The organism is Pasteuria penetrans, assembly GCF_900538055.1.
Taxonomy (GTDB): Bacteria; Bacillota; Bacilli; order Thermoactinomycetales; family Thermoactinomycetaceae; genus Pasteuria; species Pasteuria penetrans.
This window is the reverse complement of the sequence record NZ_UZAC03000002.1, coordinates 31,696-54,415: the sequence shown is the minus strand read 5'-3', so window position 1 is coordinate 54,415 and position 22,720 is coordinate 31,696. Positions and strand designations below refer to the sequence as shown.

Below are 22,720 nucleotides of genomic sequence, written 5' to 3'. Positions count from 1 at the left end.
ATTATGGGATCCTCCTTGCGGGATATGATGATTTAGGGTGGGTTTACAGGGGATGGCTTGAGACAATGGGGGCTTTGTCCTGCTGGCGTTACTTTCGGAAGGGGATGGATCTTTACAACCCCAATGGGGTGCGAGATAATCGGGGAAAGTGTTTCTGATGTCGGAGCAGGAACGTGAGATAGGGGGAATGAGGGTGGGCTGTTCAATGCAGGCGGAGTCGTTGCTGACGAGGGCGGCTACCTACTTGAATCAAGACGAGCTCGCTTTGTTGCAACATACCTATCGCTTTGCGGAGAAGGCACATCAGGGGCAGTTTCGACGTTCCGGGGAGCCCTATATCCTCCATCCCACTGCGGTGGCCGGGATTGTATCTGAGTTGCAGTTGGATGTACATGCTCTGATGGCTGCCCTTTTGCATGATGTCGTGGAGGATACCAAGGTTACGTTGGCCGATTTGGAGAAAGAGTTTGGTGTTACGGTGGCTGATCTGGTGGATGGGGTTACGAAATTGAGACAGGTTCAGTATTCCTCTAGAGAGGAGCGCCAGGCAGAAAATTATCGAAAAATGTTTCTGGCAATGGCCAAGGACATCCGTGTGGTGCTGGTCAAATTGGCCGATCGTTTGCATAACCTACGGACATTACGTCACATGCCGGAGCATAAACAACGCGTCATTGCCCAGGAAACACTGGAAATTTTTGCACCCCTGGCGCGTCGCTTGGGAATCTCAAAATTCCGTTGGGAACTGGAAGATATAGCATTTCGTTATCTAAATCCTAAACAGTATTATCGTATTGCTAACCTCATGAAGGAAAAGCGCGGTGAGCGGGAGTCATACTTGGAGGAACTCATTGATGTGTTGAGGAAACAGCTCAACCAGTCACAGGTTCATATTGTCGATATTTCCGGCCGTCCTAAACATATTTACAGTATTTATAGGAAAATGATAGCCCAGCAGAAGCCCTTCCACGAAATCTACGATCTCATTGCCATCCGTATTTTGGTGGAGAACGTTCGGGATTGTTATGCGGCCCTGGGTATTGTTCACACGGTGTGGATTCCTATGCCCGGCCGCTTTAAGGATTACATTGCGATGCCCAAATCGAATATGTATCAGTCCTTACATACTACTGTCATGGGGCCACGTGCGGGGCCCATTGAAGCTCAAATTCGTACGGAAGCGATGCATAAGACAGCAGAATATGGTGTTGCGGCCCATTGGGCCTATAAGGAGGGTGTGGGGGCTACTGCAGGCAAGGATCAGATAGCCAATAGGTTGCAATTTCTCAGGGAAATGTTGCTCTTACAAAATGATACGATGGATGCAGAAGAATTCGTTGAGTGTCTCAAGATGGATTGGTTTACCGCTTCCGTTTTCGCATTCACGCCATGTGGTGATGTTATTGAACTCCCTGTTGGTTCAGGACCCCTCGATTTTGCTTTTCGTGTGCACACCGAGGTGGGTTATCGTTGTGTGGGTGCTAAGGTCAATGGTAAGATGGCGGCCCTGGATCATAAGCTGCAAACGGGCGATGTTGTTGAGGTGCTCACTTCAAAGAACAGTTGTGGCCCTAGTTATGATTGGCTGCGGATTGTCAAATCTTCACATGCTAGTAGCAAGATCAGGAGTTTTCTTCGTCGCCAGCGACGGGAAGAAAGTATTGTAAAAGGCCGCGAGATGCTGGAGGTTTTTTTGCGTAGCCATAATTTACCCATCAATGCCGCGCTCAAGGAGAGGAAACTCACTGCAGTAGCACACTATTTTCGAATGTCTCATGTAGAAGAGCTTTTCATCGCTGTTGCTTGTAGTCATCTTTCCGCCTCACAGGTGGTTACCCAACTCACAGCAGATGATGAGCATCCCTATGTTCCCCCCAAGGTTTCCTCCAAAAATGGAGCTGGTGCACTACAGCGTCACCCATCACCGTCTGGGCACGGGAAACGGAGACCTAGCACTACCTCACATGGAGTTATGGTGGATGGCATCGAGGGCTTACTCGTAAGAATGTCCCGTTGTTGCTGTCCTGTCCCCGGGGATACCATTGCGGGTCATGTAACCCGGGGGCGTGGGGTGGCCGTCCATCGTGCGGAGTGTGCTAATTTGACTAGGTTAGGAACGGATCGGCAGGTGGAGGTAGAGTGGGCAAAGGGAGCGGAGGATTTTTTGTATGAAGTGGAAATTGAAATCATTGGTACCAATCGTAACGGTTTTTTGAACCATGTCCTCCAGGTCATTCGCAGTGCTGAAACGACATTAACAGCAGTGAGCACTCGGCGTACGTACGGTGGTGAGGCTGTCATTGATTTGCGGTTGAGGGTTCGAAATAAATCCCATCTGCAGAGCGCTCTATCAAGGGTTCGGCAGATAGGATCGGTGGATAGTGTGAAAAGACGTATGTTGTAGGTCTGGGGGCGGGGGGAATGAAATCATGCGCGTACTGGTACAGCGTATTGCTCGGTCTGCGGTTTACGTTGCCGGAGAACCTATTGCCTCCGTTGGCAAGGGGCTCTTACTCCTTGTAGGAATGGCTCCCAGGGACGGGATGGGAATTTTTGAGTGGATGGCCCGTAAGATTTTGCGAATGCGGGTTTTTCCCCATCCGGGGGGGCAGTCGCTTTGTCTCAATGTACGTGAGAGCGGGGGTGAGCTATTGGTTGTACCTCAGTTTACGCTCTACGCAGAAGTACATCGTGGTAATCGTCCCTCTTTCACAGCGGCGGCGCCTGCACAGCAGGCCTCTCAGCAGTTTGCACAGTGGTGTGACCATCTGGCCTCCCAGGGCGTTCCTACCGCCCGTGGGCGTTTCGGTGCTAACATGCATGTGGAGCTCGTCAACGATGGTCCGATGACTTTTTGGATAGAAAAAGAAGCTCCCGATCATTCACATACCTAGGAGGAGGTACCGTTATGAGTAGAATGGATGATACCCTGGTTTCACAGGCGATCCACGCCATTCGTTTGCTGTCCATTGATCAGGTGGAGAAGGCCCGTTCTGGACACCCTGGCCTACCCATGGGGGCTGCTGCTATGTCCTATGTTTTGTGGGCCCGTGTACGTCGGCATCATCCCAATAACCCCAATTGGTGGAATCGGGACCGCTTCGTTCTATCTGCCGGGCATGGTTCGGCTCTTTTGTACAGTTTGTTGTACTTGTTTGGATATTCTGTTGCTTTGGAAGATCTTAAGAGTTTTCGGCAGCGTGGCAGTCGTACCCCGGGACATCCCGAATATGGGGTTACACCTGGTGTGGAGGCAACTACGGGTCCGTTAGGGCAAGGGATTGCTAACGGTGTGGGTATGGCTATGGCGGAGGCACATTGTGCAGCCGTACACAATCGTCCGGGTTTTCCCTCTCTCGTGGATCATTACACGTATGTTCTTTGCAGTGATGGCGATCTTATGGAGGGCGTAGCTTCGGAGGCATGTTCTTTGGCAGGTCATTTGGGGTTAGGAAAATTGATTGTATTGCTCGACGCCAACGCTGTTACACTGGATGGATCCCTGAAGGATTCTTATTCGGAGGATACAGCAACACGCTTTACAGCGTACAACTGGCAAGTTCTCAGGGTTGCTGATGGCAATGATACGGCGGAGATAGAGAGGGCCCTACTTTTAGCGCGCGAGAATAAAACACAACCCACATTGATCATGGCCCACACCGTTATTGGTTATGGCAGCCCGAATCGGTCCAATTCTTCTGAGGCACATGGAAAGCCACTGGGTAAGGAAGAGGCTGCCCTTGTACGTGTCGCTTATGGATGGCCACATCAGGAGCCCTTTTATGTGCCCCTAGAGGTGGCTCATCACTTTACGGTAATCCAACAGCAATTGATTATGAAGTATCAAGTTTGGGAGAGCCAATGGAATTACTATCGACAACGTTTCCCCGAGGAAGCGAATGCTTTGCATGAGATCATGGAGGGGGAGTTTTCCTTTCATGGAGATTTCGAGGGTCCTGATTTCGAAGGACTCCATTCTTTAGCCACTCGTACCGCTTCCCATAAAACTCTGACCGCAGTAGCTCCTATGGCACCCTGGTTGGTAGGTGGTTCTGCTGATCTTGCTTCCTCTAATCTCACTACGTTGGAGGGGGCTGGTTTCTTCAGTAGGGCTACTCCCGAAGGGAGAAATATCGCCTTTGGTGTGCGCGAACATGCTATGGGGGCGATACTCAACGGTATGACGCTTCATGGGGGTGTACGTTGCTTTGGTGCCACCTTTCTTGTCTTTTCGGACTATTTACGCCCTTCCCTCCGTTTGGCGGCTATGATGGAGTTGCCCGTTCTTTATGTTTTCACCCATGATAGTCTAGCGGTGGGAGAGGATGGACCTACCCATCAGCCCGTTGAACAACTCGCGGCCTTGCGGTCCATTCCCAATCTGACCGTTTTTCGTCCGGCGGATGCCCATGAGACAGTAGTGGCTTGGAACTATGCCCTGACCCAAACATCAGGACCCGTGGCCCTGATCCTTAGTCGACAAAATTTGCCTATTCTACGGGAAACGGCTGGGCGGAAGGAGGATATGATCAAGGGCGGATATATTCTCTCAGAGGCGGGGGATACCCCTGAGGGGATTTTGATTGCCACAGGTTCTGAGGTTGGCCTTGCATTGGAAGCCCAGGCATTTCTCCGGAATCAAGGTACATCGGTTCGCGTGGTCAGCCTCCCCAGCTGGGAACTTTTTTCCGCTCAATCCCCTGCCTATCGTGAGGAGGTTCTGCCACAACATCTCACCCGTCGTTTGAGCATCGAAGCGGCCAGCCCTCTGGGTTGGGAACGTTGGGTGGGAGATCAGGGTGCCATCCTGGGCGTAAATGAGTTTGGTGCTTCTATGCAGGGGGATGTTATCATGCGCGAACGCGGCTTTTCCGTAGGAAACGTGGTTCAACAATGGGAAAATTTGCAAGGGAAAAAAAATGGCTAGCGCTCTTGTCCGTGTGAAGGTGGATGTGGTGGTCTTAACGGGGGGGGTTTTTGAGATGCTTTCCCCGTTGCGGAACGTGGTGGGGAGGGGTTCGTTTCCGCGGTATTTGGAGTAGAAATAGAACGACGTTTCGTGAGGTAAAAGGACTGTGGTTTCCCCTTTTTAGCTGAACTCTTATCTGCCGTCATTTCAATTACTACTCCTTTTTTCTAGAGAGAGGGATTATGTTGGTGAAGAATTTATAGATTTGTTCTGTAAGCTTTCGTATAGTGTCATCAATATGAGCTCCTGGTCGCTCTTCTTAGATTCTCTCCATACCAATTCAAAAAAAACACCAAGACCTGGCAGGTTTTTTTCTTCATTTCCCTGCTGGGCCTTTTCAATCAATCCAGACAACTGCGACGGTGTAAGATGGCGAACTCGTTCGCAAACGGCCTCACGGATCCCCCAATTGGTTACCATAATGTTTTCACCTCCTCGTCCTCGAGCTTAGCCTGTGCGTGCAATAACCTACTCATGCGGGGGTGCTGTGGGTTGACAAAGATCCGCAAGATTCATAAAGTGATCCCCCTTACCTCCCTGCATAGTACCCGTTTCAGGGTATGGCGGCAGCTCAAAAGCCGTAAGGGGAGGCAGATGCATAGGGCTTTTCTTTTGGAGGGTCCGAAGTTGATTGCTGAGGCCTTACAGGATTTTCCTCAATTGACGATTCTGGTTACGTCCTCTATGGATCCCGCTTTCTTGGGGCAGATTCCTGATTCCGCACAATTGTATCAAATCACCGAAACGATGATGCGACGGCTTTCCGACACTATCACCCCGCAGAATTGTTTGGCCGTCCTCCCTTTACCCGATTGGAATCCGGAAAATTTTCTCATACCGTGTTTCTCCTCTGCTCTTGCCTTCTGTTTATTGCTGGACGGCGTGCAGGATCCTGGGAACATGGGTACGATCCTCCGAACAGCGGGGGCGTTGGGAGTGACGGCGGTGGTGTTCGGTAAGGGGACTGCAGATCCTTTCCAAACAAAGGTTGTTCGTGCAGCACAGAGTGCCGTTTGGCGACTGCCTGTCCTAGAAATGGAGATGGAGAAGGCTGTTGTGATTCTACAAAATCACAACGTGCCCGTATGGACAGCAACGGTTGGTTGTGGGGAGTCTGTAGATAGGGTGATCTGGCCCGCACGGGTAGCATTGATTGTTGGGAGTGAGGCACGTGGTATTTCATCTACATTGACAGCCATGGCTGATAAGAATGTAACCATTCCCATGGGGGGAGGTATGGACTCTCTCAACGTAGCCATCGCCGCAGCCTTGTGTATGGCAGCCCGTACCTGGGGAATGGCACGGCAAAGGAAATCCTAGGTGAGGGGGAAAAGGAATTTACACAATTGACAGCCATGGCTGATAAGAATGTAACCATTCCCATGGGGGGGTATGGACTCTCCCAACGTAGCCATCGCTGCAGCCTTGTGTATGGCAGCCCGTACCTGGGGAATGGCACGGCAAAGGAAATCTTAGGTGAGGGGGAAAAGGAATTTATACACAATTGCAGGTGTTGGAAAAGGAAGCATTAGAAGCCCTAGAACGTGCGGAAACAGTGCCGGATTTTTTGACCTGGCGGGTTATGTATCTGGGAAAAAAGGGGAAATTGACGAAAATTCTACAGGGGATGGCTGCATTGCCTCCTGATGAGCGGCCTAGGCTAGGAAAAAAGGCGAATCAATTACGGGAACGTTTGACCCAGGCGGGTGAGGAATGTAGAGTTCGTCTTGAGAGGAAGGCCCTACAGATTCGTTTACAGGAGGAGATCTTGGATCTTACACTGCCTAGTCCCATTCTTCCCCAAGGGGTTCGACATCCATGGATGTCCATAGTGGAAGAGATAGAGGACTTTTTTCTATCCATGGGCTATAGAATTGCTGAGGGTCCCGAGATTGAGAATGATCATTATAATTTTACCATGCTCAATTTGCCGCCTGGACATCCAGCACGGGATATGCAGGATTCGTTTTATTTGGACGATACGTGGCTCCTCCGAACCCATACTTCCCCCGTGCAGATCCGGGTTATGCAACAGTCCGGGGGGCAACCGTTACGAATCATAGCTCCAGGTTATGTATATCGCCGTGATCATGATGACGCCACACACACACACCAATTTGGTCAAATTGAGGGTCTATCCGTGGATACGGATTTGACGATGGGGGATTTACAGGGGGTACTCTTTCTTCTCCTTCGCCATCTTTTCGGCTCCTCCGTTTCCCCCCGAGTACGATGCAGTTATTTCCCCTTCACAGAACCCAGCATTGAAATCGATGTACGGCATCCTGAGCGGGGTTGGGTAGAGGTTTTGGGGGCGGGTATGGTTCACCCCCATGTATTGAATCGGGTGGGATATGATGCTGAACGATATTCTGGATTTGCCTTTGCATTGGGGATTGAGAGACTGATTATGTTACGTCATGGTATAATGGATATTCGCCTTTTGTATGAAAATGACCTGCGTTTGCTGACACAGCTGCGGGGGCGGTGAGGAGAAAGGAAATGCGTGTTTCATACGCCTGGGTTTCACAATATGTCGACTTGCAGGGAATTTCCCCCCAACAGGTGGCGGAAGCTCTTACCTTGGCGGGTGTAGAGGTTGAAGAGATTGTTTCCTGCGATAGGGGAATCACCGGGGTCGTGATTGGTCAAGTGGAGGAAGTTCATCCTCATCCCGAGGCTAATCGTTTGCAAATTTGTAAGGTTCGAACGCTTCCCAGTGACCCGTCTCAAACTATTGTTTGTGGGGCCACGAATGTAGCAGTCGGTCAACGTGTGCCGGTCGCTCGTGTGGGTGCCACATTACCCGGTGGTGTGGTCATCAGCAAAAGTTGTCTGCGTGGGGTCGAGTCGGAGGGCATGATCTGTTCGGCGGAGGAATTGGATATACCCTATGGATTTTGCGGGGCGGGAAAGGGGATTTGGGTTCTACCGGCCAACGCTCCATTGGGGGAGGATGTGGTTGCGTATCTGGGTTTGGATGATACGGTGTTCGTCTGCGCGCCTACTGCGAATCGTACCGATGTGTTGGGTATGCAGGGCATGGCCATAGAAGTAGGTGCTATTTTGGGACGTGCTGTGGAAGTACCAGCAGTGGATTCCCTAGGTTGGCAAGAGGATCGGTTTATGTTGCGGGATATGGGGGGGGATATGGTTCCCTTTTATGCAATCCAACATGTGAGTGGGCTCCAGGATCTATCCACACCGATCTGGTTACAGAGGCATTTGATAGCAGCGGGGGTTTCTCTACATTCCCCTATTGTGGATGTAACTCATTGGGTGTCATTGGATACCGGTCAACCTATGCATGCCTATGATGCAGAAAAGGTAAAGGGGGATCTGCGCGTCCGACGCGCCCGCGGGGGTGAGTCGCTGGAGGCTTCGAATGGTCATAGGTATTCGTTACAGGAGGACCATCTTGTAGTCAGTGATGATGCGGGTCCTCTGAGTCTAGCGGGTGTGATTGGGGGACAAAGATCCCAGGTATCAGCGGAGACGGGGGAAATTTTCCTAGAGGCCGCCTGCTTTTCAGCCCTTTCTATTCGAGCGACGGCGCATCATTTTCGCTGTTCAACGGCTTCTGCGCTTCGATTCAGTAGGGGCGGAGTCTCGTCTACCCAGGTTCTACGTGCGTTAACACGTGCGGGTCGTTTGTTACAGAACTTGGTGCCCACGGCCCGCATAGCCACCCCTGTCCTGGCCCTTATGGGAACCCAAGATCCTCCCTCCACAGTCATTAAGGTGAGGCATGATCGGATTACGAAAATTCTTGGGGAAAATCTATCCCCCCAGTGGATCGTTTCCGTCTTCCAACGTTTGCAATTACCGGTAGTGTGGGTTGATTCGATGGGGGTTTATGAGGTAACGGTCGATGATCGTCGTTCGGACCTTGTGGAGGAAATTGACCTCATTGAGGAAGTGATTCGGTTGCACGGTTGTGATCGAATCAAACAAACCATACCGCGAGGTGTACAAAAACCGCAGGCACTCACCGCCCCCCAACGCTTGCGTCGCCAGGTCCGACAATTGTTGACCCATTGGGGGTGGCAAGAGGCTTCCACTTATAGTTTGGTGCGGGCGGATGAAATGTCCCCCTGGGGATCCCACGAACCCATGGTATCTCTAGCCAATCCACTCAGCCAAGATCACGCTGTTCTAAGAACATCCCTTCTGCCATCTTTACTACGTGTTGCCGCCTATCATATTCGCCACGGACAGGCTGCACAGCGTTGGTTTGAGTTGGCGAAAACCTATCACCCTACACGCAGCAATCAGCAGCCCTTTCTAGAGAAGTGGTCTATGGTTTGTTTGGGGGTGGGGGAACCGGAACGAACTTGGGAAAAACGCGAAATTCCTGCTGCTGGTAACGTGACAACCCTACAAGGACTGATTACTTCTCTTTCCCACTGGTTGGGTGTGCAGGTTGTCTATGGGACGGCCTCCCTCACAGGATGGCACCCCGGTCGCATTGCGTGTGTTAGGTTGATACCTACGCAGGGGGAAGGAGAACGGCTATGGGGCCATGTGGGTCAGATTCATCCCGAGATTTTACAAAGGAATGGTTTGCCGGAAAGGGTATCGGCAGCTGTTTTGGACTGGGAGATGTTGGATGCAGAGGGATGGTTGATGCAGCATCGACAGTCTACCTTTCGTCCCTGGTCCCGTTTTCCTAGTGTGCATCGCGATATTTCATTGGTGGTGGACAAGGGGATCCCCGTTGCCTCGGTGACAATGGCCATCCGTACATTTGCGGGATCCCTGTTGAAAACGGTATCACTCTTTGATGTATTTTCCTTCTCCGAGAATCAGCAAAGCTTGGCCTATACGCTTATCTATCAGAGTGATGAAAAAACCCTAACGGAGGGGGAGGTACAAATGGCTTACGATCAACTGGTAACATCCCTTGCGATGGAGATAGGTGCTACCCTGCGCCAAGGTCAATAGGTAGGGGAGAGTGGCATATAGGTTGCACAACAGACTTACGATTACTATCCACGGACAGGAGTACCGCATTACAGGTGATACGAGTATAGATTCCATGCGAAAAATAGGGCAGTATGTAGACGATACAATGTGTAAGGTGGCTAGTAATAATCCCGGGCTCGATGCAACGAGATTGGCGGTGATGACGGCTATCAATATAGCAGCAGAATTCCTCGAGTTGAAAGAAAAACATGAGGAGATTCCGGCGTCCTTGGACAAGGAGGTACCCTAGGAACTGGCATTCTACAAACATTTGCTTACAATTTACTTATATCAATTACGGAATGGATGTTGTTAGTGAATGGGTACACTAGATACAATCCTCATCGTGTTTCTTCTGGTGGCCGCTGTATGGGGGTATATGCGTGGTGCCGTAGCGCCCTTCATAGCCCTGTTGGGATGGTTGTTTGGGGTAGCACTGGCTTTTCTCTATTGGAAGGATTCGGGGGGTACATTGACGGCTCTCCTCATTTCCCTTCTCCTATTGGTGATGGGTCGTCTCCTTGCCATGTTTGTTTGGTGTCTCTTGCGTCCCTTGGTACGACTTCCGGTTCTCAAACAGTTGGATCGTTTTCTCGGGGTTTTATTTGGTAGTGTTCGAGCGCTGGCACTCGCTGCCGTTGTGTTATTTGTTTTCCTTCATCTGCAATTCGGAATTGCATCCAAAATGATGGAGGATTCTCCCGTAGTTAGAAAAATGGCAACAATGCTCCCCGACCGCTTTCCTTCTCCACATGTCTATTAGGCTGTTGATTATGGAGGCCCCCTGATTTTGTGAATCATCCTGCGGAGGTAATGGGAACCTAGGGGTGAAGAACACCAACGTGGGCTGCCCCCGTTATCATCACAGGATATTCCTGTGACAGGCAACACGGGTTTGGCATGGGCATCGATGTTCTTCTTCTGTGTGGTAAGTGAGGGAGATGCGGTGCGATATCAGTGGATAGGGAGCATAGTGGCAATATTTTTGTTATTGGTCCTTTTGCCGGCAGGTTTTGCTTTTTTTTCCCATCCGACCCGTGGGGAACCAAAATCCCCGGACTCTTACACCGATTACCATTCTCAGGTGGGCAAGGCCCTACATTTTTTTGTTCATCGTGTTTATGATCCACATGGAAGGAGGATTCGGGCGTCGGTCCATGATCGTTACCGTGACCACCAACCGCATCCGTATCCCCCATTTGAGCTGGATCAGTTACCATCGAGGAGATGGATACGAAATGAAACCATGCCCAGAGGGTTTTCACAGTCAACGGATCCAGAAAGGAGATGGAAGTGGGAAGGGGAGGGATCCCCATCTAGGGGGGGGCGGCGACCCTTATCTCCCCCTGAAAATCCTCCCCCAGAGGGGGGGGATCCAGATCGGGAACCCCGCAGGGGTGAGGGTAGGGAGGACGGATTCCCAGGGCCCGAAGGGATTCACAAGTTTCGTCGTCCCCGTTCCTCCCATCGTGTTCCACGCCATGCTCGCATGGGGAATCTTCCTGGCTATGAAGGACGGGAACGTGTAGAACATCAAGACCATGGCGAGCGGGAGTATGCGAAACATCATGAGGAATCCCCTAAACGGGAGAGGTATGCTAGGCAAGAACGTAGGGAGCACGCCGAGCAGGAAGAACGTAGTAGGCGGCAGCTCGAGGAGCATGCGAAACAGGAGCGTACACAGCGTGAGGAGCGTGCAAAACGGGAGCGTATACGGCGTGAGGAGCACGAAAAACGGGAGCGTACACGGCGTGAGGAGCACGAAAAACGGGAGCGTACACGGCGTGAGGAGCACGAAAAACAGGAGCGTACACGGCGTGAGGGGCACGAGAAACAGGGGCGTGCTTCTAAGCAGGAACGAGTAGGGCGCGATACGGCAGAATACAAGAAACAGAAGAATCATAGGGGCCGTTTTCATGGGGGTTTGAGTGACAAGGATTTTGATCTTATTGCGCGGGCGGTTTATGCGGAGGCGCGTGGTGAACCTTATGTGGGGCAGGTGGCCGTTGCAGCGGTGATTCTCAATCGTTTGGAGAGTGGTGACTTTCCCGCCACTGTTTCTGGTGTCATTTTCCAACCACGGGCTTTCGATGCGGTTGTGGATGGGCAAATCTGGCTGGAACCGGATGAAGATGCTTATCGGGCGGTAGAGGATGCATTATTGGGCTGGGATCCTGCGGATAAAGCGCTCTACTATTACAATCCTGGCCGTGCGACGTCGCGCTGGATTCGCACGCGATCACCTGTAAAACGGATCGGACGACATGTATTTTGTCGATAGAGAAAGGATTAAGGGGGCCGGAGGGGAAAATGGAGGAAATTTGGAGTTTGGCCTCCCTGGAATACCAGGCTGTGCAACAGCGGATCCGTGTCGGGGCAGAAACTCCCGCTGGGACTGAGATGATCGACAAGTTATTACCCAGCGCTAGGTATGAAGAGGTTGTGGAACGTTTGGCGATCACGGAGGAGGCTATCCATGTGATGCGTCGTACGGGTGGCCTCTCCCTACAAGGTGTTCCAGAATTGGGGGAGATTCTACTACGTGCACGGGTGGGTGGTATCCTGTCAGCGCCGCAATTGTTGGGTATACTTCGGGCACTGGTAATTGCGGATTGCGCGAAACGGATCATTGAGAAAGCCGAGAGTAAGACGAATCCATGGCCCCATATGAGGTATTTATTGGCATCGTTCGCCCATTTGCCGGTTCTGGTGGAGGATCTACAGCGTTCCGTAGATGACAAGGGTGAGATTTGCGATCAAGCGAGTGCTGATTTAGCACGAATCCGTAGGAGGTTGCGTGATTCGCGGGAGGCAATTCGATCACAATTGCAACGTTTCCTGCATGATCCCCAGAATAAGGCTCTTCTGCAGGAGCCTCTTGTTACCGTGCGTAATGGTCGATATTGTATTCCCGTCAAGCAATCCCTGCAGCAGGCCGTGCCGGGGATTGTTCATGATCGCTCCTCCTCCGGTGCAACAGTTTTTGTTGAACCTACAGGGGTGGTGGAGAAAAATAACTATTTATCTGAATTGATGAAGGAAGAGGAGGTGGAAACAGAGCGTATTTTGCGTGTCTTGAGTGCGGCGGTGGCATCGGAATACGAGGTCCTGAGGATTCATACTGCTGCGTTAGCCGAATTAGATGTACGGCTTGCCTTAGCACGTTTTGCCCGGCAGCAACATGCCGTTTGTCCCAAGATTACACAGGGATGGCAATTGGATCTCAAAGGGGTTTTTCATCCTCTATTGTCAAGGACCAGGGCCGTACCGATAGATTTGCGACTGGACGAGGGGCGGAGAGGGTTGGTTATCACAGGCCCTAATACAGGGGGGAAAACGGTAGCTCTTAAAACCCTGGGGTTATGTACCTTGATGGTACAGGCGGGTATACCCATTCCAGCTCGTGAGGAGAGTGTGATGCCTGTTTACCGATGCATTCTTGCGGATATCGGTGATGAACAGAGTATAACGCAGAATTTGAGTACTTTTTCCGGTCATTTAAAGCACATTCTACATATTTTGAAAATAGTGAAGTCCCCACAGGGGGATAGAGAACAACCCGCCCTCCTTCTTTTGGACGAGTTGGGATCGGGTACGGATCCCGCAGAGGGGGCTGCTTTGGCGGCCGCACTCTTGGAAAAACTACTATCTTACGGGGGTCACTTATTGGTTTCCACCCACTTTGAGGTTCTGAAATTGTTTGCTCATGGACACTCGCGATTGCAAAATGCGGGTATGGAATTCGATCGGAAAACGTTGGCTCCAACATTCCGATTGCGGGTGGGCATGCCCGGGAAGAGTCATGCATTGACGATTGCAAGACGTTTGGGTCTGGATAAGGAAACTCTAGAGAGGGCTCGTTTTCATTTGGCAAACACGGATTGCCAAATGAAAGACGTATTGGCCGCCCTTGATGAGGAGCAGCAACGTGCTAAGGCGGAGCGTTTAAAAGCAGAGTCACTGCGTCAACAGGCAATGCAGGAGAGGGATCAGTTGAGGGGTGAACGAGACCGGTGGATCAAGGAACAGGTGAGCCTACGGGCGAAGGCAGAACAACGGGCCACCGAGTTGGTTCAGCAAACGGAGCAGGAGGCTGAGCGGCTTTTAGATGGATTGAGGACGAGGTTATCTAGATTGGAAAAGGGGCAAGCATTATCGGATGATTTTCCGTTAGAGCACCAGGTGAGTGAAGCTAAGTGCCGTTTACGCCAAACGGCGGGATGGAACGATGATTCCCCATTTACCCCTGTGGTTCGGGATGGACAGCAATCGTTGAGGGTGGGGGACAAGGTACTAGTGAAGAATCTCAATCGGGAGGGGAGGGTAGTAAAAATAGAACGTGGAAATCGACTCCAAGTGGAGGTAGGAAGGATGAGGATGAGTGTTTCGTCTGCGCAGGTGGAACGCCTATGGGGTGATAAGACTCAGAAGAAAACCCCTTCACGTAGGGGGGATCGTCCACCATCTATACCCACGCCCTCCTTTAAGGTGGAGCGGAAAGTACTGACAGAGGTGAATCTGCGAGGTATGAGGGTTGAAGAGGTTCTGTATGAATTAGATGCCTATCTCGATGCGGCTATATTGGCCCGACATAAGCAGGTAACGGTGATTCATGGTAAGGGAACAGGGACATTGCGTCGTGTTATACATGAGTTTCTATCCAGTCATCGTTCGGTACACCGTTTTCGATTAGGGCGGCAGGGGGAAGGAGATACAGGTGTAACGGTTGTTGAGTTGTCATGATGGATAAGCTGGCTCTTGTGGTATTCTGTGTTGCTATGGTTTTTGCCATGGCAGGGGTGGTTTGGATTATTTATTATTCCTGAATGGAATATTCATTATATGAATTTATATCTATAAAAAAGGGTGATTACGAATCAAAATAGGGCATTGATTTGTTTTGTTCCACACAGACAAATGGTAGGGTTATTTTGCCCCGGTGGGATAAAAATAGGGGGTTGATCCGATATTACCAGATGAAGTTTGTGGTATGAGGGGATGTAGGGGTCTGTAGAATTATGAAATTCTTCCTGTGTGTGGCCCGTATAGATCCAACGTTGTCCGCAGACCTACATAAGTTTACTGTTGAATTCGATTATCATTTCATCAGTCCTCTTTGGAGGGGTGCGAACAGCCCCTCCCATTTGCATCTATTAAGTAGTATTACCCCCAAATCTGTTTATGGATATCGATATTATGTAATAATATTTATATAAATAAAATATACATACTATTTTATAATAATGAACATAGTAAGTCAGATCGGGGATACCGCATATGAGCTAATAGTATTTTGTTCGAAATAGATAGGGCTATGATTCCCATACCCTTACCTTCCTTATATCCCCAGCCTACCATTTCATGATGATCCTATGATGGAACCACCATCCATCGCATCCATCAAGAAGAACGATTGGATTCAGCATCCCCTCCCCCTTTGCAATATAGATGCAGAATGAAATCAACTGGTCTAGTATCTTGGGATTCCCTTTTAGAAACTTCCAATATCTTTTACAAGTACTTGGGGATGGCGTTTTCATCCCTGATCCGTTGCGTAGACGGATCGTTTCCCCCATTTCGTCCCATGTGGATCCCCAGTAGACCTTGTGAATCACTATCATACTGAGAACCACGCGCCGGTCCCACAGAGGACGACCCATTCTGGGTTTGCCCTTCCTCCCGTTGTTGGGAAGAGAGATGGTCCAGAAAAGGTCTTAGCAGTTCTATATACTTTCAAATCTCTTCTTTGCTATGGTTTTCCTTTACAAAAAAATGGAATTATGTAATAGAGATGTTCATAGGTACTACCATCTAGTAGATAACTATATCCTGATTAGAAATTCGGATAGGCTCCCGCGGATTCGGGAGCCCCACCGCGGACTTTTGACCCGATACCCAAGAATCCAGAGAGGAAAAAATCCCCACCTGCAAGATATTTCAACCGGGAGTAACTAAAACAGGTCCAACAAAGGGGTTCTACGTAGAAGGAAAATAACGGGGGAGAATGGATATATAGTAATTAAGGTAAATTTATATTTTATTACATTTATTGTGAATCATAAAAAATAGGACTCCTCTGGGCCTCCCTGACCCGTAACTATTAGGGTTTGGAAACCCTGGTATAGGGGGAGGCTGAGTGAACAAGGGAATTTTGTCCTCAGGCCCAAGCCTTAGTAAATCCTTCAAAAAGTTAACGGAGAAACTGACTAGAGACATTATACAAGCGATCCGGATGCAAGCTGTTTCAATCCCTCCTCTTTCAATTTCTCCGTCCGTTCCTTGCGCTTTTTATACCCCGATGGATCCCTGCGAGCTTCTCCTGCCTCCTTCGTCAGTGTTGACCATACTTTCTCCAGAGTAATTTTATTTGTAGATCCGTATTTATTAGCAATTTTATTTGTTTCATCTACAAACTTTCCCACATCCTCCCTAGATATTTCATTTGGATTTTGTATTTTTTTTTCGAGTAGTGTTTTATATTGACTATTGATTTTCCTTATATTCGATACCAGTTCCCCCTTGATGTATGATGATTCGGGAATACCACCTCCATGATTCTCTATTGAACTGGCGGTGATGCTATTTTCCCCCATGAAGGTCAGTAGACCAGTGGAGGCGAATAGAATGACTGTTTTTATTTTTACTGTTCTCACCATAATGAACTGCACCCTTCCCCCTGTTTTTTTAGGATAGACACACCACTCTCTCCCTGGTAGGGGGTAGCGGTGCCCATCTACTAATTATAGTCTATATTCTTATACATGTACATATAGAATGATAGGATGCTACCGCGGAAAAGAATGATCTAACAAGTTTCGTTCGGAATATTGTTAAGTAGGGCTGGCATCCCGGTCAACCCTCTCACGTCGAGTAGGGCTGGCATCCCGGTCAACCCTCTCACGTCGAGTAGGGCTGGCATCTCAGCCAACCTTCTCACGTCGAGTAGGGCTGGCATCTCAGCCAACCCTCTCACAGAACCACACGTACTACTCTCGCATTATGCGGATCTTATGGTCCATAAGATTAAGATTCATTCGAATAGATGCCAATGCGCAAACAACTTCCTATACCCTGAACGGATGTAATATATCCATCTGCTAGCCTTTCCTCATCCCCCCTTGAGTCCTTTATACCTGCGTTTCGTCCATTTCTTCAATCCGTTGTTTACCAGGTATTGTGGGGCTTTCGTGACTTTGGATGGATGGAAGACGCCATAGTAATTGATCCAACCTACCCGTATTGGATTGAGTTGCTCGGCTATCCTCGTTCACTCGTGTCCATCGATGTATTTTCATTGTCCTCAGACGTTCCATCATCTTACTCCTGGTTTTCCGACTAATGGTTGGATTGAAGTCTAGGAATACTGAACCTCCCTGTGGGTGTTGCACCAGTCATTTACACAATGCAAGAATAGATTGGCCAACAATGGGGACTGAGGGACTTCAACCCTGCGGTGTGCCTTTCGGTTACTGTTTGGCCCGTTTCAAACGGCATTTGAACAAACCCGTCCTTAGCCATCTTTTGCAGTAGGGCAGTATCGTTTTGTCCTCCGTAACGAGGTGAAGGGCTTGTATGATCATGTCATGCGAAATTAGGATCAAAGTACCCTTTGATGTCGAGATCGATCTCCCAGGTATAGGTCCAACCGTTCTTTCGACGGGACCGGAGAGCCTGAATGGCCGATTCTCCTCGACGACATCCATAGAATGGGGCATGAAAATGGGGATAGGGTTTCTAGTCTGTTCTTGATGACGGTTTGAGCAACCCGATGGTGCTACGGTAGGAATTCTGAGTAGTCCCTTGCTGCCCTTAGGCTTTGGGATATTCACTCGTTTGACTTCAGGTGGAAAGTAGGTATCTGCACACCTTTGATTCCAAATGACGTACGGATTGTTCTTTAGATTGCTTCCAAACTCTGCAACCGTCTGCCTATCGATCCCCGGCCCTCCGCCATTTTCTTGGATGGTAGTACTTCTGTTTGCTGTATATTGTGCCTAGCGGAGTTTTGATCTGATGTCGTATGATCCATTTTGGGGGTATGAATTCAGCCTCCCCATCCCATTCCTCATTACAAAGACCCCATGGCTACTATGAGTTGTGGCTCCGAAGGGCCAATTGCAACCTTTATCACTTATATAGCTTGTTTGACACACGGTTCCCGAAATTGGGTTCCTTCCCCGGCCTGATAATAAAATTTAATATAGTAAGTTTATTTGATAGCACTTGCTCTTTCATCCAATGCCTTTTTAGTCCATAGATCAACACGATATTTCGCAATAAACAGTTTATTCACGTTATCTATGTATAAACTATTTGATACCTTTTTTAATATAATGAAAATTCATATAAATCAGTAAGGAAAGACCCAAAGATGGGGGGAAGATTTCACCTAAAAACCCTGTTCAGAAATTCATACCCCCAACGGGATGCTGCTCTATGGAGTATAACCCAAAAATGCGGAAAAATGTTCTCCCAAGGGTCTTGAAATCGGGACTAAAAATATCCCTCGGGAAATGTATACATCTGTTCAGACACCGCCTTGGGACTGTTTTGGGTGAAAAAGCAGTGGGGGGTGAATTGAATTTTGCTAGGCTCTTAGCCATGTACACCAACCCAGAGGCATGTTCATATAAATAGAGCAATTCAGTCGTTATACAATCATTACAGTAACAAAGGTTCCATGGATGTTGATCTGCTTTAGGTTCCTTTTGGGGAGGAAATCATCATGTTGTTGGGTAAAACAGTGGCTTTCTTTGGGGGTGATACCCGTCAGTTGGCAATGATTGAAAGGTTCTGTAGGCAAAGGGCACGTGTCATTTTGTTTGGTTTCGATCAATGGTCTTGTCCCTATTCAGGTGTAATTTTTTCCGATCCCAATCCAGATGCCCTATTGGAAACAAATGCGCTCATTTTGCCGGCCGCAGGTACGAATGAAGAGGGTCATGTGATCAGTCATTATAGCGATCGTGAGCTGATTTGTACGGGGGATCACATTGGTGCCCTACCGCACGATGCGCAGGTATTTTCGGGTACAGTTTCCAGATATTTAGAAAAATTGTGCAATGATTATCATGTTCCTTTAGTAGGTTTATTTGATCGTGATGATATTGCCATTCGTAACGCTATTCCTACTGTAGAAGCTGCTATTATGTTGGCCATTCAAAACACACCCTTTACCCTTCATGGTTCCAGTTGTTGGGTGGTAGGTACAGGGCGTGTGGGTTTTACGTTGGCTCATGCGCTCAGCTCTTTGGGGGCAAGGGTAATGGTTACCACTTACAGTTCGGGTGAACGGGCTCGCGCAGAGGCAATGGGTTGGAGGGCCTATGGGGTTGGTGATCGATTGGTTTGTGCCTCCGTTACTGATATCCTTTTCAATACGGTACCCAGTATGGTGATTTCCCGCAAGATCATTGATGCTATTCCGGCACGTGCCTGGATACTCGATCTTGCTTCTTCCCCGGGCGGTGTGGACCATGAATATGCTGCCGAGCGAGGTTTGAAGAGTCTTCTGGCCCCCTCCTTACCTGGCAAAGTGGCTCCTGAAACATCGGGTTTGCTTCTTGCCAACGCAATCATTGAGATTTTGCAACAAGATGAGGAGATGAGAGAAGGGTGAAACTGGAAGGATGTACATTGGGTTTTGCGATCACGGGTTCCCATTGTACTTATAAGGATATACCTCCACAAATTGTTCGTTTGCGTTCCTTTGGGGCTCAGGTTATTCCGATTTTATCCCACACCGCCCTTCATGTGGATAGTCGTTTTGGTGAGGCCAACGACTGGAGAAAGCGGATCGAGGAAGCAGCTGGGCACCCCGCCTGGACGACCGTAGCAGAAACGGAACTTATTGGTCCCAAGGGGTTGTTCGATTGCCTTATCATTGCACCTTGTACGGGAAACACGTTGGCCCGCCTTGCCCATGCTTTTACGGATGGTCCCGTATTGATGGCTGCCAAATCCCAGATGCGTATACATCGCCCTATAGTGATTGCCGTGTCCACCAATGATGCACTGGGATTGAATTCCCTTAATTTGGCTAAATTGTTTACCACAAAGGATATATATTTTGTCCCTATGGGTCAGGATGATCCCCTTGGGAAACCTAAATCATTGGTTGCTCATATGTCGCTTCTCCTACCAACCTGTTTTCATGCTATGGAAGGTAGACAATTTCAACCCCTGTTGGTTCCCCACCCTTTGCCTGATAGGGATGTGGATACATCAGAACGGAGGGAATTGCAAATGATTTCCCGCCGGGTTGCGTTGTGTAATGATTGAAACATTGGGGCGAATAGGGGGAGGAAAATTGCCCCCAACCGTGATAAGCTTAGGAAAAAGGGGTGTGTTACCCGTTCCATGAGGAGAAGAGCGACAAAACGGGATTACCCCACGGTTGCTATTGTCGGTGCTACAGGAGCCGTGGGGAAGTTATTGGTGAAAATTTTGCAGGAGCGTTCCTTTCCTGTGAAGACCCTCCGCCCTCTAGCTTCTCCTCGGTCGGCAGGGGAGAAGATTGGGTTCGCTGGTCAAACGTATACGGTTGGGGAACTTGGTGGGGATTCTTTCACTGGTGTGGACATCGCCTTTTTCAGCGCGGGTGGAGCGGTGAGTCAACAATTTGTACCGCGGGCTGTGGATTCAGGCGCGCTTGTGGTTGACAATACCAGTGTGTTTCGGCAGAGTCCCTTGGTCCCCCTCGTTGTTCCTGAGGTCAATCCTGACGCTGTAGGGCGGGAGGATTCCCTCATTGCCAATCCAAATTGTTCCACGGCCCAAATGGTTGTTGCTTTATATCCGCTCCACAAACGCTTTGGTTTAAAGCGTATCCTGGTGTCTACCTACCAAGCTGTTTCCGGAGCGGGGGATAAGGCCCTGGCGGAGTATCGCCAGCAGCAGGCGGCTGTTCTCCGTCGGGAATCCCCGGTGGCTAGGGTGCTGCCGGTGGCGGGATCGGGGCATTATCATCCTATCGTGGATAATGCCCTACCACAAATTGATGTATCTATGGAGAACGGTTACACAAAAGAAGAGATGAAAATGATTTGGGAAACGAGAAAAATTTTTTCTCTTCCCCAGCTTCCTGTGACGGCCACCTGTGTCCGTTTGCCTATTGCACATGGTCACAGTGAAGCCGTTTATGTGGAGTTAGTGCAACCCTTTACGTTGGAGGCCATTCGTGAGGTGCTCTATAATGCACCGGGTGTTGTGGTCGAGGATGATCTGGTATCTTATTCCTACCCCACACCCTATCGGGCCTGTGGTGACGATGCCGTTCATGTTGGGCGGTTACGGAGGGATCTCGATCACCCGCAGGGTCTTCATCTCTGGATTGTATCTGACAACCTACGCAAGGGTGCTGCTACGAATGCCGTACAAATTGCAGAACTTTGGCTGCAGAAACAACAGGAGGATGGATCATGAATGGGTAGGGGGGATGGATGTATGAAGTCCGGACGTGTTCGTGTATTGAAGTTTGGCGGAAGTTCCCTTCACACCCCTTCCTTGCGCCGGCACGCCTTGGGGCATATTCAGGATGCTCAAACGGAAGGGGTATGCCCTATTGTCGTTGTTTCGGCCCTTGGGCGGAGGGGGGATCCCTATGCCACCGATACGCTGCTTCGGTTACCCCTCAGGGAGGGAGCTGCCTTGGCGCTTAGGGAACAGGACCTGCTGATGGCCTGTGGGGAGACGATAGCCGCAACAGTTTTCTCGGGGTTGTTGAATTCCCATGGTATAGTCAATGTGGTGTTGACCGGGGGACAGGCCGGGATTGTAACGGAACCTTGCCATACCCTGGCGCATATCGTGGCCATTACCCCTACTCGGATTGAACAGGAGCTGGATCGGGATAAGGTGGTGATCGTGACAGGTTTTCAGGGTGTTTCTGTTACGGGAGAAACAACTACCTTAGGCCGGGGGGGTAGTGATATCACGGCGTGTGCTTTAGGGGCGGCTTTACAGGCAGAGTGTGTGGATATTTTTACGGATGTGGAGGGTGTAAAGACAGCGGATCCAGGCCTTGTTTCTGATTCCCAACTCCTTCCCACTATCACCTATTTGGAGCTGTGTCATCTGACCCAGCAGGGGGCCAAGATCATGAACCCACGCGCGGTGGCTTTGGCCATGGAGGCTAAGCTCCCCTTGCGGATCCGTGCTACAGGGAATAAGGATGTAGGTACAAGAGTTGTTGAGCATAGGAAAACGGATCCTAGAATAGTATCTCTTCCTTTTCCGGACGGGGCCGTGACGGGGATTGCTCATAGGGAGAATCGTACGAAGATCTCTGCTTCCCTACAGGATGGGGCTGAGGGTGCAGAGGAAATTTTCTCCCTCATGGCTCGCAGGGGTGTAAGTGTGGATTTCATTCAGGTTCATACTAAGGGTATATCCTATACGGTAGCAGAGGAGGAGGCTGATACCGTTGTGCGGTGGTTAGAGGAGGAAGGATGGGAAGTTACAACGAGGTCCCATTGTGCTAAAATCTCTGTTGTTGGTGCGGGAATGGCGGGTGTTCCCGGCGTTATGGCCCGTATCGTGTTGACACTGGCTCAACTTCATGTTCCCATTCTACAATCGGCCGATTCTCATACAACCATCTGGGTACTGGTGCCGCAGGAGTTCCTGCAAAAGGCTGTGAAAGCCCTGCACCGTTGTTTTGGCTTGGATCGGGAAGCTTGTGAGTGATGAAATTTTTTCTTATCCTCGGATTGATGGAGTCTGGGAAAAAAGGTCATTTCGTTTGTATGGGTCCTAATTTAGAAATCTTGTTTGAGGTAGTAAAGT

19 protein-coding genes are annotated in these 22,720 nt (G+C 49.7%); 15 read left to right on the top strand and 4 right to left on the bottom strand.

All coding sequences use genetic code 11. The annotated features are described in order from the left end of the window. Positions 1–157 precede the first annotated feature (157 nt). Genes PPRES148_RS09100 through PPRES148_RS13075 form a run of 4 tightly spaced genes read left to right on the top strand, consistent with a single transcriptional unit; the run spans position 158 to position 5,042 of the window. A complete protein-coding gene (locus tag PPRES148_RS09100) occupies positions 158–2,404 on the top strand; it encodes a RelA/SpoT family protein (protein ID WP_281290003.1) in 2,247 nt (748 codons plus the stop codon). Between the two features lie 25 nt (positions 2,405–2,429). Beyond that, complete coding sequence (gene dtd, locus PPRES148_RS09095) at positions 2,430–2,894, top strand: D-aminoacyl-tRNA deacylase (RefSeq protein ID WP_149454334.1); 465 nt, start codon at positions 2,430–2,432, stop codon at positions 2,892–2,894. A gap of 23 nt (positions 2,895–2,917) precedes the next feature. Beyond that, positions 2,918–4,927, top strand: a complete 2,010-nt coding sequence (tkt, locus tag PPRES148_RS09090) for a transketolase (RefSeq protein WP_149454403.1) — start codon at positions 2,918–2,920, stop codon at positions 4,925–4,927. Further along, entirely contained in the window at positions 4,920–5,042 is a 123-nt protein-coding gene (locus PPRES148_RS13075) for a hypothetical protein (RefSeq protein ID WP_281290002.1), read from the top strand. Before tkt ends, PPRES148_RS13075 begins: the two co-directional genes overlap by 8 nt. A gap of 107 nt (positions 5,043–5,149) precedes the next feature. On the opposite strand, the gene sspI is transcribed toward PPRES148_RS13075, so the two are convergent. Then, on the bottom strand, positions 5,150–5,389 hold the full coding sequence (gene sspI / locus PPRES148_RS09085) for a small acid-soluble spore protein SspI (protein ID WP_149454333.1): 240 nt from the start codon (positions 5,387–5,389) through the stop codon (positions 5,150–5,152). Between the two features lie 72 nt (positions 5,390–5,461). Between sspI and PPRES148_RS09080 the strand changes: the two genes are divergently transcribed. The 7 genes from PPRES148_RS09080 (at position 5,462) to PPRES148_RS09050 (ending at position 14,677) form a co-directional block, all read left to right on the top strand. Beyond that, positions 5,462–6,289, top strand: a complete 828-nt coding sequence (locus PPRES148_RS09080) for a TrmH family RNA methyltransferase (protein ID WP_187820913.1) — start codon at positions 5,462–5,464, stop codon at positions 6,287–6,289. A gap of 190 nt (positions 6,290–6,479) precedes the next feature. Then, positions 6,480–7,460, top strand: coding sequence for a phenylalanine--tRNA ligase subunit alpha (gene pheS, locus PPRES148_RS09075; RefSeq protein ID WP_342779853.1), 981 nt, complete (start codon positions 6,480–6,482; stop codon positions 7,458–7,460). Between the two features lie 11 nt (positions 7,461–7,471). Then, the gene (pheT, locus tag PPRES148_RS09070) at positions 7,472–9,913 is read left to right on the top strand and encodes a phenylalanine--tRNA ligase subunit beta (protein WP_149454330.1); all 2,442 of its coding nucleotides are present in this window, start codon (positions 7,472–7,474) and stop codon (positions 9,911–9,913) included. Positions 9,914–9,935: 22 nt separating this feature from the next. Next, the gene (locus PPRES148_RS09065) at positions 9,936–10,184 is read left to right on the top strand and encodes a cell division protein ZapA (RefSeq protein ID WP_187820911.1); all 249 of its coding nucleotides are present in this window, start codon (positions 9,936–9,938) and stop codon (positions 10,182–10,184) included. Between the two features lie 69 nt (positions 10,185–10,253). Next, positions 10,254–10,697 carry a CvpA family protein gene (locus PPRES148_RS09060; RefSeq protein WP_149454328.1) on the top strand — a complete coding sequence of 148 codons (444 nt, stop codon included), beginning with the start codon at positions 10,254–10,256 and terminating at the stop codon, positions 10,695–10,697. A 114-nt stretch (positions 10,698–10,811) separates the two neighbouring features. Next, on the top strand, positions 10,812–12,215 hold the full coding sequence (locus PPRES148_RS13400) for a cell wall hydrolase (RefSeq protein ID WP_425468263.1): 1,404 nt from the start codon (positions 10,812–10,814) through the stop codon (positions 12,213–12,215). 29 nt (positions 12,216–12,244) lie between these two features. Next, positions 12,245–14,677 carry an endonuclease MutS2 gene (locus PPRES148_RS09050; protein WP_149454327.1) on the top strand — a complete coding sequence of 811 codons (2,433 nt, stop codon included), beginning with the start codon at positions 12,245–12,247 and terminating at the stop codon, positions 14,675–14,677. A gap of 1,472 nt (positions 14,678–16,149) precedes the next feature. On the opposite strand, the gene PPRES148_RS09045 is transcribed toward PPRES148_RS09050, so the two are convergent. From PPRES148_RS09045 to PPRES148_RS13395, 3 genes are all read right to left on the bottom strand, one after another. Next, the gene (locus PPRES148_RS09045) at positions 16,150–16,590 is read right to left on the bottom strand and encodes a hypothetical protein (protein ID WP_149454326.1); all 441 of its coding nucleotides are present in this window, start codon (positions 16,588–16,590) and stop codon (positions 16,150–16,152) included. Between the two features lie 149 nt (positions 16,591–16,739). Further along, positions 16,740–16,898 (bottom strand): hypothetical protein, encoded by a 159-nt coding sequence (locus PPRES148_RS11920; protein ID WP_223128027.1) that lies wholly within the window; start codon positions 16,896–16,898, stop codon positions 16,740–16,742. Positions 16,899–17,042: 144 nt separating this feature from the next. Further along, entirely contained in the window at positions 17,043–17,159 is a 117-nt protein-coding gene (locus PPRES148_RS13395) for a hypothetical protein (protein WP_425468266.1), read from the bottom strand. Between the two features lie 1,500 nt (positions 17,160–18,659). Between PPRES148_RS13395 and dpsA the strand changes: the two genes are divergently transcribed. From dpsA to dapG, 4 genes are all read left to right on the top strand, one after another. Continuing rightward, positions 18,660–19,553: a dipicolinate synthase subunit DpsA gene (gene dpsA, locus PPRES148_RS09035; RefSeq protein ID WP_149454325.1), complete on the top strand. Its 894-nt coding sequence runs from the start codon at positions 18,660–18,662 to the stop codon at positions 19,551–19,553. After that, entirely contained in the window at positions 19,550–20,215 is a 666-nt protein-coding gene (locus PPRES148_RS09030; protein ID WP_149454324.1) for a dipicolinate synthase subunit B, read from the top strand. The genes dpsA and PPRES148_RS09030 overlap by 4 nt, the downstream gene beginning before the upstream one ends. Positions 20,216–20,293: 78 nt before the next feature. After that, positions 20,294–21,358: an aspartate-semialdehyde dehydrogenase gene (locus tag PPRES148_RS09025; protein WP_149454323.1), complete on the top strand. Its 1,065-nt coding sequence runs from the start codon at positions 20,294–20,296 to the stop codon at positions 21,356–21,358. Between the two features lie 21 nt (positions 21,359–21,379). Then, positions 21,380–22,621 carry an aspartate kinase gene (dapG, locus tag PPRES148_RS09020; RefSeq protein WP_149454322.1) on the top strand — a complete coding sequence of 414 codons (1,242 nt, stop codon included), beginning with the start codon at positions 21,380–21,382 and terminating at the stop codon, positions 22,619–22,621. Positions 22,622–22,720: the final 99 nt, after the last annotated feature.

Excerpts from the sequence above, each read along its gene's own strand:
- PPRES148_RS09100 (WP_281290003.1), top strand. The coding sequence starts at position 158 with ATGTCGGAGCAGGAACGTGAGATAGGGGGAATGAGGGTGGGCTGTTCA.
- dtd (WP_149454334.1), top strand. The coding sequence starts at position 2,430 with ATGCGCGTACTGGTACAGCGTATTGCTCGGTCTGCGGTTTACGTTGCC.
- tkt (WP_149454403.1), top strand. The coding sequence starts at position 2,918 with ATGGATGATACCCTGGTTTCACAGGCGATCCACGCCATTCGTTTGCTG.
- PPRES148_RS13075 (WP_281290002.1), top strand. The coding sequence starts at position 4,920 with ATGGCTAGCGCTCTTGTCCGTGTGAAGGTGGATGTGGTGGTCTTAACG.
- sspI (WP_149454333.1), bottom strand. The coding sequence starts at position 5,389 with ATGGTAACCAATTGGGGGATCCGTGAGGCCGTTTGCGAACGAGTTCGC.
- pheT (WP_149454330.1), top strand. The coding sequence starts at position 7,472 with ATGCGTGTTTCATACGCCTGGGTTTCACAATATGTCGACTTGCAGGGA.
- PPRES148_RS09060 (WP_149454328.1), top strand. The coding sequence starts at position 10,254 with ATGGGTACACTAGATACAATCCTCATCGTGTTTCTTCTGGTGGCCGCT.
- PPRES148_RS09050 (WP_149454327.1), top strand. The coding sequence starts at position 12,245 with ATGGAGGAAATTTGGAGTTTGGCCTCCCTGGAATACCAGGCTGTGCAA.
- PPRES148_RS09045 (WP_149454326.1), bottom strand. The coding sequence starts at position 16,590 with ATGGTGAGAACAGTAAAAATAAAAACAGTCATTCTATTCGCCTCCACT.
- dpsA (WP_149454325.1), top strand. The coding sequence starts at position 18,660 with ATGTTGTTGGGTAAAACAGTGGCTTTCTTTGGGGGTGATACCCGTCAG.
- PPRES148_RS09025 (WP_149454323.1), top strand. The coding sequence starts at position 20,294 with ATGAGGAGAAGAGCGACAAAACGGGATTACCCCACGGTTGCTATTGTC.
- dapG (WP_149454322.1), top strand. The coding sequence starts at position 21,380 with ATGAAGTCCGGACGTGTTCGTGTATTGAAGTTTGGCGGAAGTTCCCTT.